Origin of the sequence: Pseudoalteromonas sp. JB197, assembly GCF_002332205.1 — a bacterium.
Taxonomy (GTDB): Bacteria; Pseudomonadota; Gammaproteobacteria; order Enterobacterales; family Alteromonadaceae; genus Pseudoalteromonas; species Pseudoalteromonas nigrifaciens.
In genome coordinates, this window is record NZ_NRGZ01000001.1 from 2038445 (window position 1) to 2051129 (window position 12685).

Annotated in this window: 9 protein-coding genes; 3 read left to right on the top strand and 6 right to left on the bottom strand. The window is 40.5% G+C overall.

What is annotated here, in order from left to right:
- Nucleotides 1–14 precede the first annotated feature (14 nt).
- Complete coding sequence (gene acs / locus CIK86_RS09675) at nt 15–1955, bottom strand: acetate--CoA ligase (protein ID WP_086997393.1); 1941 nt, start codon at nt 1953–1955, stop codon at nt 15–17.
- 413 nt (nt 1956–2368) lie between these two features.
- Here acs and CIK86_RS09680 point away from each other — a divergent pair, with 413 nt between their 5' ends.
- Both CIK86_RS09680 and CIK86_RS09685 read left to right on the top strand, forming a co-directional pair.
- Nucleotides 2369–3538: a DcaP family trimeric outer membrane transporter gene (locus CIK86_RS09680; protein WP_086997396.1), complete on the top strand. Its 1170-nt coding sequence runs from the start codon at nt 2369–2371 to the stop codon at nt 3536–3538.
- Between the two features lie 201 nt (nt 3539–3739).
- Entirely contained in the window at nt 3740–5860 is a 2121-nt protein-coding gene (locus tag CIK86_RS09685) for a TonB-dependent siderophore receptor (RefSeq protein WP_086997399.1), read from the top strand.
- A gap of 86 nt (nt 5861–5946) precedes the next feature.
- On the opposite strand, the gene recA is transcribed toward CIK86_RS09685, so the two are convergent.
- Together recA and CIK86_RS09695 are read right to left on the bottom strand one after the other, a co-directional pair.
- Nucleotides 5947–6990 carry a recombinase RecA gene (gene recA, locus CIK86_RS09690; protein WP_011327391.1) on the bottom strand — a complete coding sequence of 348 codons (1044 nt, stop codon included), beginning with the start codon at nt 6988–6990 and terminating at the stop codon, nt 5947–5949.
- 67 nt (nt 6991–7057) lie between these two features.
- Nucleotides 7058–7546, bottom strand: coding sequence for a nicotinamide-nucleotide amidohydrolase family protein (locus CIK86_RS09695; RefSeq protein WP_086997402.1), 489 nt, complete (start codon nt 7544–7546; stop codon nt 7058–7060).
- Nucleotides 7547–7567: 21 nt separating this feature from the next.
- Between CIK86_RS09695 and mutS the strand changes: the two genes are divergently transcribed.
- Entirely contained in the window at nt 7568–10153 is a 2586-nt protein-coding gene (gene mutS, locus CIK86_RS09700; protein WP_086997405.1) for a DNA mismatch repair protein MutS, read from the top strand.
- 72 nt (nt 10154–10225) lie between these two features.
- Here mutS and rpoS read toward each other — a convergent pair whose 3' ends face one another.
- From rpoS to CIK86_RS09715, 3 genes are read right to left on the bottom strand one after another with little or no spacing between them, the layout of a single operon-like run.
- The gene (rpoS, locus tag CIK86_RS09705; RefSeq protein WP_086997408.1) at nt 10226–11200 is read right to left on the bottom strand and encodes an RNA polymerase sigma factor RpoS; all 975 of its coding nucleotides are present in this window, start codon (nt 11198–11200) and stop codon (nt 10226–10228) included.
- A gap of 38 nt (nt 11201–11238) precedes the next feature.
- The gene (locus tag CIK86_RS09710; protein ID WP_086997411.1) at nt 11239–12063 is read right to left on the bottom strand and encodes a peptidoglycan DD-metalloendopeptidase family protein; all 825 of its coding nucleotides are present in this window, start codon (nt 12061–12063) and stop codon (nt 11239–11241) included.
- A gap of 41 nt (nt 12064–12104) precedes the next feature.
- Complete coding sequence (locus tag CIK86_RS09715) at nt 12105–12683, bottom strand: YqaA family protein (protein ID WP_041454351.1); 579 nt, start codon at nt 12681–12683, stop codon at nt 12105–12107.
- Between the last annotated feature and the right edge of the window lie 2 nt (nt 12684–12685).

Below are 12685 nucleotides of genomic sequence, written 5' to 3' on the forward strand. Positions count from 1 at the left end.
CTTTTAACGCGCATTTAACGATTTAATCGATTTTCAATTAACTCATCAACCACAGATGGATCGGCAAGTGTTGATGTATCACCTAGTTGTTCGTGCTCGTTGGCCGCAATTTTACGTAAAATTCGACGCATTATTTTACCAGAACGCGTTTTTGGTAACCCTGGTGACCACTGAATCATATCGGGTGACGCAATTGGGCTTAACTCTTTACGAACCCAGTTACGAATTTCTTTGGTTAACTCATCGCTTACAGTTATACCTTCGTTAGGGGTAATGTAAACATAAATACCTTGGCCTTTAATATCATGCGGATAACCTACTACAGCGGCTTCAGCTACTGCTGGGTGTGCAACCAGTGCGCTTTCTATTTCAGCAGTGCCTAAACGATGCCCCGAAATATTAAGTACATCATCTACGCGACCAGTGATCCAATAATAACCATCTTCGTCACGACGACAGCCATCGCCACAAAAATACACACCTGGGTAGGTAGAAAAGTAAGTTTGTTCAAAACGTTCATGATCGCCATAAATAGTACGTGCTTGCGATGGCCAGCTATCTAAAATAACTAAGTTACCATCAGCTTCACCTTCAAGCGCATTACCCTCAGCGTCAAATATTGCTGGCGCAATACCAAAAAATGGACGCGTTGCAGAGCCTGGTTTTAAATCGGTAGCACCTGGTAATGGGGTGATCATAATGCCACCCGTTTCTGTTTGCCACCAGGTATCAACGATAGGGCAATTTGACTTACCTATTTGTTCATAATACCAGTTCCATGCTTCTGGGTTAATTGGCTCACCAACCGATCCTAAAATTCGTAAACTATTACGATGAGATGACGCTACAGGCTCATCGCCTTTTGCCATTAAGGCACGAATAGCGGTAGGCGCGGTATATAAAATAGTAACACCGTGTTTATCAACAACTTCGCCCATACGCCCTGCGGTTGGGTAAGTAGGTACACCTTCAAATACAACTTGGGTACAACCATTTACCAGCGGGCCATAAGCAATATAACTGTGCCCGGTGATCCAACCTACATCGGCGCTACACCAAAAAACATCGTCCTCTTTTACATCAAATATATATTCGTGCGTCATCGATGCATAAACTAAATAACCACCCGTGGTATGCACCACGCCTTTTGGCTGACCTGTTGACCCTGAGGTGTATAAAATAAATAACGGGTCTTCAGCGTTCATTACCTCAGGCTCGCACACAGGCTCTTCGTCTGCTACTAAATCGTGCCACCATATATCATGGTCGTGCCAATCAACATCGCCACCGGTAAGTTGGTGCACAATAACATGCTCTATACTTGTTACAGACTCTTGCAATACAGCTTCGTCAACGTTTGCTTTAAGTGGCACGCAGTTACCAGCACGGCGTCCTTCGTCTGAAGTAATAACCACTTTTGCGCCCGAATCCTTAATACGATCGGCAATCGCAGAGGGTGAAAAACCACCAAATATAACTGAGTGAATAGCACCAATACGTGCACATCCTTGCATTGCGTAAATAGCTTGTGGGCTCATTGGCATATAAATAGCGACGCGATCACCTTTTTGTACGCCCAGCTTTTTTAAACCATTAGCAAACTTTGCTACTTCATCATGTAACTTTTGATAAGTAATATGCTCACTTTGCGATGGGTTATCGCCCTCCCATATAAGCGCTACTTTATTGGCTTTTGTTTTTAAGTGACGGTCAATACAGTTATACGATGCGTTAAGGTAGCCATCTTCATACCACTTAATATTTATGTGGCCTTTATCAAAGGTGGTATTTTTTACTTTAGAATAAGGAGTAAACCAATCAAGGCGCTTACCGTGTTCAGCCCAAAAACTTTGTGGATCATCAATCGAGTGTTTATACATTTTATTATATTTATCGTTATCGACGAGAGCTGTGTTTTTAATATGCGTAGGAACTGGATAGATATTTTTTGACATCTTGGTCTCCATTTAAATTACTTGCCTTAGGCTTTTCTCAAGGATTACTCAGCAATGCGCTATTAAGTATTAGACCTTAGTTGTAAAGCTATTCTAATTACTAATTTGTTGTTTATAATCGCTGCGCTATTTATTACTTTTACATAAATAATACATGATGTTAAATGTAAGTAAATAATCACATTGTAATCATTACACCTTAGTCTTATAGACTAATAGATGATTGAGTAAATAGTGTACATATTTAAAAGTGCTTCACCTAAGTATTATAATATTTACATTAATTAGCTTTAATTTTTATTTAACGAATAAAAAATTTTTAAATTAACTTTTATTCATAAATAATAGTCATGCTATTAATACACTCTAAATAAAAAGCAATAATCAACACGTAGCCTATAAAGGACGCAACAATGAAATTTACCCCATTAAAAACACTTGCAGCAAGTGCTGTACTATGTGCACTTTCAAGCACAGCTTATGCAGCCACTGCAGCAAAAGTTGGAGATACTGAATTTACTTACGGCGGATACATTAAATTAGATGCTATGTGGAGTGACTATTCTGCAGGCGCACCAGCGGGCACTAACGTGGGTCGTGACTTTTATGTACCGAGCACAGTGACTGTAGGCCCAGACAATAGCTCTGACGCTGTATTTGATATGCATGCCCGTGAATCTCGTTTTAACTTTGGTACAGCCACATTACTTGATAATGGCAAAACCATTAACACCAAAATTGAAATCGACTTTTTGGCTTCTGCTCCTGGTGGTAACGAGCGTGTATCTAACTCTTACGCTCCACGTGTACGTCATGCATTTATTAGCTACGATGGTTGGTTATTTGGCCAAACATGGTCTAACTTTCAAAACGTTGGCGCACTACCTGAAGCACTTGATTTTATAGGCCCAGCAGAGGGCACAGTGTTTGTACGCCAAACTCAAGTTAAATACACTACTGGCGCTTGGTCTTTCTCATTAGAAAACCCAGAAAGCACCATTACTACTGCTGGCGGCGGTATGGCTGTAACCGACGATGCTTCACTTCCTGACTTTACTGCACGTTATACCCATAAAGCTGACTGGGGTAATTTAGTAGTTGCTGCACTTGCCCGTCAACTTACTTATAAAGTAGGTGCTATTGATGCCGATGAAACTTCATTTGGTGTTAGTGCATCGGGTATGGTTAAACTAGGCGAAGACAACTTTAAGTTTATGCTTACACAAGGTAAAGGCTTAGGCCGTTATGTTGGTGTTAATGTAGCCCATGGTGCAGTACTCAATGGCGATGATTTAGATGCTATTGATTCAACTTCTGGCTTTGTAGCGTATCAGCATAAGTGGAATAGCCAATGGCGTTCAACTTTCTTATATTCATTTTTCAGTGCTGATAACAACACAGACTTACTCGCCCTTACAGGCGATCCAACTAAATCAAGCCAAAGCTACAGTGCTAACATTTTATACTCACCAGTTAAACGCTTAACTTTTGGTGCTGAGTTTAAGCATGCCGAGCGCGAGCTTGAAAGCGGTAACGATGGCGATATGGACCGTTTACAATTCTCGGTTAAGTATGCATTTTAAGCGTACATAGTTTACTTCCTTGAGCGGCTTTGGCCGCTTTTTTTTGTTAATTAATTTATAAGTCTCATCTGTTTTATCAACTTCATCACTCTTTATTAATCCCGATAGTACAAATTGTTATAAAAACCAATAACACAATTGCAAATCAATATCATTTAGATTAAGTTAAGCACTTTATTTTTGAACCTTTTGGAAAACACCATGTCGTCCTCTAAAGTTTTGCGTTTATCTAAACTAAGCCTTATTACCTCTTTAATTTTATCTGCGCATGCATTTGCAAAAAACGATAAAAGCGAGCAGCAAATTGAAAAGATTGCTGTGTATGGTCAACATCATAAAAACTATATTACCGAAGAAGCACAATCGGCAACCAAACTAGGTTTAACCATAAAAGAAACTCCGCAGTCTATTTCAGTTGTTTCTCGCGCTTTAATGGATGATTTTTCACTCGATGATATAAACGCAGTGCTAGAAAGCACGCCGGGTGTAACGGTAGAGCAAATAGAAACCGATCGTACTTATTTTAAAGCCCGTGGCTTTGATATTACAAATTTTCAAGTTAATGGTTTAGGTATTCCACAAAGCTCGGGATCAATTCAAGGCAGCCTTGATACCTCAATTTACGACCGTGTAGAAATAGTTCGTGGCGCGAACGGTTTAATGACAGGTACAGGTAACCCTTCTGCTACTGTAAATATGGTGCTAAAAAAACCAACTTACACAACCCAAGCTAATGCATCTGTTTCGTACGGTTCATGGAATAAAAAACGCTTAGATTTAGATGTATCAACGCCTATTAATGAAGAGCATGCTGTTAGAGCTGTATTTACCAAACAAAAAGCCGACTCATATCTAGATCGCTACGAAACAGATAAAACCGTTATTTATTTAGCCTACGAGGGAAAGTTAACCGATAACACCCTGCTAAGTGTTAACTACGTTAATCAACAAAAAGATGCCGATAGCCCACTTTGGGGTGCACTACCACTTTATTATACCGATGGCACACCAACAGACTATGACGAATCAACTAGCACTGCGGCTGACTGGTCTTACTGGGATAACAGTGCCGAGCAAGTATATGTAACGCTTGAACAAAATTTATCAGCAACATGGGTGGCTAAAGCGCGTTACGCTCATGTTGAAAACGAGCAAGACTCTGAATTATTTTATGTATACGGTACCCCTGATAAAGACACCGAACTTGGCTTAACCGGTTACGCAAGCCGTTATGATTATAGCGATAAGCACGACTTATTTGATCTATATGCGAGTGGTAAATTTGATTTATTTGGCCAAGAGCACGACTTGTCATTGGGTGTTAGCCAAGCAAAAATGGATTACACCGAGCAATCTCTTTACGATTACACTACAGGGAATGGTTTTCCGGCAATGCCGTCACTTAAAACGTGGGATGGCGTAATACCACAAGCAACACTTACAGATAGTGTAAATGGTAGCAATATAACTAATGAGCAAAAATCTGCTTATATTTCTACTCGTATCAAATTAAGCGAACCTTTAAGTCTACTAGCTGGTGTGCGTTATACCGATTGGGAAACAACAGGCACAGCTTATGGCGTTGCGCAAACACAAAGTGACTCACAGCTAATACCCTACATTGGCACTGTGTATGACTTTAACGAATCTTTATCGGCTTATGCAAGCTACACAGAAACATTTGTGCCGCAAAAGGAGCTTGATATAAATGCTAACCAACTTGCACCTATTACAGGTAAAAGTAGCGAACTAGGTGTTAAAGCCCAGCTTTTAGACGAGCAAGTTTTTGTAACACTTGCTTACTTTGATACAAAACAAGATGGCCTTGCTATCGCTATACCTAACTCATTACCCGACGATACTCGTTACTACGCTGCGAATGGTATTAACAGTAATGGTTTTGAAGTAGAGCTAAGCGGTAAGTTTACAGATGACTTGAGTGCAAGCATTAGCTTTAGTAATTTAAGCATTGATGGCGATGACACAGTAAAAGATTACACCCCAGAAAATCAACTCAAGGTGGCAGCAATCTATCAAGTTCCTTTCATTGATGGTTTATCGTTTGGTGCAAATTATCGCTGGCAAGATTCAACAAGCCGAGTACAAGTCAAAAATACTAACAAAATCGCAAGCGTGACTACAAAGCAAAATGCCTACGGATTACTTGATTTAATGGCAACTTATAAATTGAGTGAAAATATAGGCGTTACTTTTAATATTAATAACACCACAGGTGAAAAATACTTACACAGCTTATATTGGGCTCAAGGTTACTATGGTGCACCGCGTAACTACGCTCTATCTGTAAATTGGCAGTTGTAAATTTAAACCAAAAAAAAGCGCTAACCATTACTGGTTAGCGCTGCTTTAAAGCTCGGGTCAAATCAAGCTTAAATATTTAATACTGCTTAAAGGTCAGCTTCATCGCCTAACTTATCTTCACCATCGTCTGGTTCAATAGTTGCTTTAAGTAAAAGCATTTCGCGTAACTTGCCTTCAATTTCGTCTGCGATTTCTGGGTTTTCTTTTAAAAACTTAATTGAATTAGACTTACCTTGGCCAACTTTATTACCACAGTAACTGTACCAAGCACCTGCTTTTTCAACAATTTTGTGCTTCACACCTAAGTCAATTAGCTCGCCTTGTTTAGAAATACCTTCACCATACATAATGATAAATTCGGCTTGCTTAAATGGCGGTGCTACTTTGTTTTTAACAATTTTAACCCGGGTTTCGTTACCAACAACCTCGTCGCCTTCTTTTACCGAACCAATACGACGAATATCAATACGTACCGATGCGTAAAACTTAAGTGCGTTACCACCCGTTGTTGTTTCTGGGTTACCAAACATTACACCAATTTTCATACGGATTTGGTTAATGAAAATACATAAGGTGTTCGAGCGTTTAATATTACCTGTTAGCTTACGTAATGCTTGCGACATTAAACGTGCTTGTAAGCCCATGTGCGAGTCGCCCATGTCGCCTTCAATTTCAGCTTTTGGTGTAAGTGCTGCAACCGAGTCAATAATAACTACGTCAACCGCGCTTGAGCGTACTAACATGTCACAAATTTCGAGTGCTTGTTCGCCAGTATCTGGTTGCGATACAAAAAGCTCATCTATGTTTACACCAAGCTTTTGTGCATAAACTGGATCAAGAGCATGCTCAGCATCAATAAAGGCACATGTTTTGCCTTCTTTTTGTGCTTCAGCGATAACTTGCAAAGTAAGCGTTGTTTTACCAGACGACTCAGGACCATATACTTCTACAATACGCCCCATAGGTAAGCCACCTATGCCTAAGGCAATATCGATACCTAATGAGCCTGTAGATACAGATTCAATGTTTAACGCTTTGTTATCACCCAATTTCATAATTGAGCCTTTACCAAATTGACGTTCAATTTGTGATAAAGCCGCGTCCAACGCTTTTTGTTTGTTATCGTTCATTTTACTCTCCAAATCCAGCTAATGCGACAAGTATACTGTATGAAATCACAGTATCAAGTTAATTTTATTATTTTATCTGCTCTATTATAGTTTTTAAAGAAAATACAATAGCTTGCAGTCTAACCTGTGCTCTATCGCCGGTAAATACTTGTTTAAATACCAGCTGCTTGTCGTTAATGTGTAGTCCAAACCATACTAAGCCTACCGGCTTATCTGGGGTTGCTCCTCCTGGGCCTGCAATACCCGATACAGTAATCGCAATATCGGCATTAGTTGCTGCAATTGCGCCTAAAGCCATCTCACGCACCGTTTGCTCGCTTACCGCCCCATATTGCGTTAATGTGGCGGCACTTACATTTAGTAAATCTTGCTTTGCTTGGTTACTGTAAGTTACAAATGCACGGTCAATATAGGCAGAGCTTCCAGGGGTGTCGGTAAGTGCATAACTTACCCCGCCACCAGTACATGACTCAGCAGTAGTGATCCATAAGCATTTATCCGTTAAAATAGCGCCTAATTGCGCAGCAAGTGTTTTAATCTCTTGATGTAATTTCATATTCAGCCTTTGGGTAAATACATGTCGTTTGATCTTTATGCTCCACACACTATAAAACAACAAACCCCTATGATGCAGCAGTATCTAAAAATAAAATCAGAGCATCGCGATATTTTATTGTTTTATCGGATGGGGGATTTTTATGAACTCTTTTTTGATGACGCAAAACGCGCCGCTCAATTACTCGATATTTCGCAAACTCAGCGCGGTAAAGCCGGTGGCGATCCTATTCCTATGGCCGGTGTACCTTATCATGCCGTAGAAAACTATTTAGCCCGTTTAGTGCAAATGGGCGAATCTGTTGCTATTTGCGAACAAGTAGGCGATCCGGCTACCAGTAAAGGGCCTGTTGATCGCAAAGTGGTGCGTATTGTCACCCCAGGTACTATTTCTGATGAAGCCCTACTGCAAGAGCGCCAAGACAACTTACTTACCAGCGTATGGCAGAGTAAAAATGGTACTTATGGCATTGCATACCTTGATATTAACTCGGGTCGTTTTAACGTTGTAGAAGTTAATACCGACGAGGCATTTACTTCAACTATTCAACGCCTCGCCCCTGCAGAATTACTGTATAGCGAAAGCTTCGAAAATGTTCATTTAATTGAGCACATTAAAGGCGCGCGTCGCCGCCCTGAGTGGGAATTTGATTTAGACACCGCCCAGCATTTATTGTGTGAGCAATTTGGTACAAAAGATTTAGTCGGTTTTGGCGTTGATAAAGCCCACTGCGCCTTAGTTGCCGCAGGTTGTTTAATGCAATACGTTAAAGACACTCAACGTATTGCATTACCCCATATTCGTGCCATTACTCTTGAACACAACGAGCATGCCGTTATTTTAGATGCTGCTACTCGTAAAAATTTAGAGCTGACCGTTAATTTATCGGGTGGATTTGAAAACACGCTAGCGCAAATACTTGATAAAACAGCAACCCCTATGGGATCTCGTTTACTTAAGCGCCGTATTCATACCCCTGTGCGTAATAAAGACGAGCTAAACTCGCGGTTAAACGCTATTAGCGCAATTTTAGATGTACAGCTTTGTGGTGAGCTACACGAATCATTAAGAGAAATTGGCGACGTAGAACGTGTTATTGCCCGCCTTGCTTTGTGCACTGCTCGTCCTCGCGATTTAACTCGTTTGCGTAGCGCCTTACAAGCACTTGCACCGCTGCATACTTTATTAAACGATGCCAGCGATCCGCGCATTGCCAGCATTATTAAGCAATCGCCTGAGCTACCTGATTTACAAGCGCTATTAGAGCGTGCAGTAATCGAAAACCCGCCGGTACTTATTCGCGACGGTGGTGTAATTGCCCCTGGTTATAACAGCGAGCTTGATGAATGGCGTAACTTAAGCAAAGGCGCAACCGATGTGCTTGATCAGTTAGAGTTACGAGAGCGTGCACGTACAGGGATCAGCACCCTTAAAATTGGTTATAACCGAGTACACGGCTTTTTTATTGAGGTAAGCCGCGCCAATGCGCATTTAGTGCCTACCGATTATATTCGTCGCCAAACACTTAAAAATAATGAACGCTATATTATTCCTGAGCTAAAAGAGCACGAAGACAAAGTACTTGGCAGCCAGTCAAAAGCATTGGCGCTCGAAAAACAGCTTTACGAAGAGTTATTTAGATTTATTGCGCCGCATATTGAGCAATTACAAATAATGGCAGCCGCCCTTGCCGACTTAGATGTACTAAATAACTTAGCAGAACGTGCACTTACACTTAACTACGCTAAACCAATACTTTGCGATAACGACAACATAAGCATTAAACAAGGTCGTCATCCTGTGGTTGAGCAAGTAATGAAAGAACCCTTTATTGCTAACCCAGTAGAGCTAAATGCACAACGTAAAATGTTAATAATTACGGGTCCAAACATGGGTGGTAAATCAACCTATATGCGCCAAACAGCACTTATAGTGCTAATGGCTCATATTGGCAGTTACGTACCCGCAGACAGCGCTAAAATAGGCAATATTGACCGTATATTTACCCGTATTGGCGCAAGTGACGATCTCGCCTCAGGCCGCTCTACCTTTATGGTAGAAATGACCGAAACCGCTACGATTTTAAATAATGCCACAGCGCAATCTTTGGTATTAATGGATGAAATTGGCCGCGGAACCAGTACTTACGATGGGCTTTCGCTTGCGTATGCTACTGCCGATCATTTAGCGTCAAAAATATCAGCAAAAACCTTGTTTGCCACCCACTACTTTGAGCTAACCGAGCTTGCAGAGCAAACGCCTGGGCTGGTAAATGTGCACCTTGATGCCATAGAGCATAACGACACCATTGCCTTTATGCACACGGTACTTGATGGCGCAGCAAGTAAAAGCTTTGGCTTACAAGTTGCTGCACTTGCTGGTGTACCCAAGTCTGTAATAAATCAGGCAAAACAAAAGCTTAAATTACTCGAGAATCACCAAAGCGTCACTGCGCCTAATATTGAGCAGCAAGCATTTACCTTTAATAATGAAGCCCAACAAATTAGCCCTTCTGAAGTAGAATTGCAGTTAACGGCTATCGATCCTGATAATCTATCACCGCGACAAGCTCACAATTTACTCTATAAATTAAAAGCACTTCTTTAATTTACAAACAAAAAAAAGCTGAAGAATAAAACCTTCAGCTTTTTTACACATAACATGGTACTTTATTAAAACTTACGCAAAGTGCTCAAATAAACTCTCTGTACTTAAGCCTTCTTGTTGCAAAATATCTTTTAAGCGACGTAATGCTTCTACCTGAATTTGTCTAACGCGTTCACGGGTTAACCCTATTTCGCGGCCAACATCTTCAAGCGTTGATGGCTCATAGCCTAATAAACCAAAGCGACGGGCTAATACCTCACGCTGCTTTGGGTTTAGCTCTCCTAACCAGTCAACAATGTGTTTATCCATATCGTTATTTTGTACTTCGCCCTCAGGGCCAACATTGTTGTCATCGGCAATAATATCGAGTAAAGCGGTATCGTTTTCGCCGCCGATCGGCATATCAACCGAGGCTATTTTTTCATTCAAGCGCAGCATTTTGGTGACATCTTCAACCGGCTTATCTAAACAAGCTGCTATTTCTTCGGCGGTTGGTTCATGATCTAATTTTTGAGTTAGCTCGCGCGCGGTACGTAAATATACGTTAAGTTCTTTTACTACATGTATTGGCAAGCGAATAGTGCGCGTTTGATTCATAATGGCGCGTTCTATCGTTTGGCGTATCCACCATGTTGCATAAGTAGAAAATCGAAAGCCACGCTCAGGATCAAACTTCTCTACGGCGCGAATTAAGCCTAAGTTACCCTCTTCAATTAAATCAAGTAACGCTAAACCTCGGTTGTTATAACGACGAGCAATTTTTACTACAAGGCGCAAGTTACTTTCAATCATGCGCTTGCGAGACGCTTCGCACCCTTTTAAAGATTTACGAGAAAAAAACACCTCTTCCTCAGCGCTTAACAACGGAGAAAAACCAATTTCACCTAAATAAAGCTGAGTAGCATCTAAATTTTTAGTGACTTCTTCTTTGACAAATACGTCATCATCCACAGCTTCAAGCAGCGGTGTTGAATCATCATCAACAGCAGTTTCATCTAATTTATTATCTACGAGGGTGTTTTTATCAACTTTTGCTGCATCAGCCATAAGACTTCTCCTGAGCAAGTTATCAATATCTTTAAAAATTAGGGAAGGTACTTAGCAGGATTTACAGCTTGCCCTCGGTAGCGAATTTCAAAACGAAGTGCCGTTACCGCAGATTCTGTATTTCCTATCTCTGCTATTTTCTGTCCAGCCTTAACTTCCTGTTTTTCTTTAACAAGTAGTTTCGAGTTGTGTGCATAAGCACTCAAGTAGTCGTCATTATGTTTTAAAATAATTAAACTACCATAACCTCGAAGCGCATTACCCGCATAAACCACTGTTCCTTGTGCGGCGGCTAAAACGGCAGCCCCTTTTTTATTAGCAATCTGTAAGCCTTTGTAGCCATTTTCCTTGTTCGAAAAGCGTTGTGTTATTTTGCCTTTTGCTGGCCAAAACCACTGCACTTTACTACTCGACAAATGCTTAGAGTTACTAATTTTTTTATTGGCTTGTTTCTGAACATACCCTCGTTGTTTAGGCTTATCAAGCTCTTTCTTTGATTCATTGTTATTTTTTTGTGAAGTTTTTGCGGCTTTTTTAATGGGAGGAGTATATTTTTTTGTCTTTTTGTCTTTTTTTGCTATGGCAGAAAAGGAAATACTCTGCCCGGGGAATATTGTGTAAGGTGCTGGTATTGAATTATTTTTTGCTAAGGTTCTAACATCTTGGCCTGCACTAAATGCTATAGAATAAAGTGTATCGCCTTTTTGAACAGTATATTTATCGCCATTAATGTTAATTTTTCTGCCGTAATTATTAACATCATTATTTAAACTACTGACAGGCGCCGGAACATGGTTAGACGAGCAAGCAAAGAGCAAAATACTAATAAATAAAGCAACATAACATTTTATTTGTTTATTCACTGTATTTAGCTCCTTATGTTAATAACATTATTTTATAGTGCTTAACGTAATAAAATGTATGCAACTGCAATTAAAAGCACAACTGCCCATCCAAGCACTTCAATGTATTGACGTAATTTTTGCTCCATTTTAACACCGCCCCACTTCATCAGTGCAGCAACTAAAAAGAACCGAGCACCTCGCCCTACTGCAGACGCAATTAAAAACGGCAAAAATGCCATTTGTAATACCCCTGCGCCTATAGTAAATACTTTATAAGGAATAGGCGAAAAACCCGCTATAAACACCACCCACACGCCATAGTTTTTAAACCAATCAAGTGCAATATCAAATTTATCTTGCCAGTGCATTTGTACTATAAGTGGCTCAACAACCGGTTCAAATAACCAAAAGCCGAGTAAATAACCTACTATGCCACCAACAACAGACGCTATAGTGGCAAAACTTGCAAACCGCCATGCTTTTTTAGGCTGAGCAAGCGACATTGGTGCCAGCATTACATCAGGAGGGACAGGAAAAAACACAGACTCTGCAAAGCTCATTGCAGCTAAATAACGCTCAGCATGACGGTGCTTAGCCCACACTAGAGCCATATCGTATAACTTAGTAAACAACTTCAAAA

What these genes read in the sequence shown, in the direction of transcription:
- CIK86_RS09680 (WP_086997396.1), top strand. Translation starts at nt 2,369, where the DNA reads ATGAAATTTACCCCATTAAAAACACTTGCAGCAAGTGCTGTACTATGT.
- recA (WP_011327391.1), bottom strand. Translation starts at nt 6,990, where the DNA reads ATGAACGATAACAAACAAAAAGCGTTGGACGCGGCTTTATCACAAATT.
- CIK86_RS09695 (WP_086997402.1), bottom strand. Translation starts at nt 7,546, where the DNA reads ATGAAATTACATCAAGAGATTAAAACACTTGCTGCGCAATTAGGCGCT.
- mutS (WP_086997405.1), top strand. Translation starts at nt 7,568, where the DNA reads ATGTCGTTTGATCTTTATGCTCCACACACTATAAAACAACAAACCCCT.
- CIK86_RS09685 (WP_086997399.1), top strand. Translation starts at nt 3,740, where the DNA reads ATGTCGTCCTCTAAAGTTTTGCGTTTATCTAAACTAAGCCTTATTACC.
- rpoS (WP_086997408.1), bottom strand. Translation starts at nt 11,200, where the DNA reads ATGGCTGATGCAGCAAAAGTTGATAAAAACACCCTCGTAGATAATAAA.
- acs (WP_086997393.1), bottom strand. Translation starts at nt 1,955, where the DNA reads ATGTCAAAAAATATCTATCCAGTTCCTACGCATATTAAAAACACAGCT.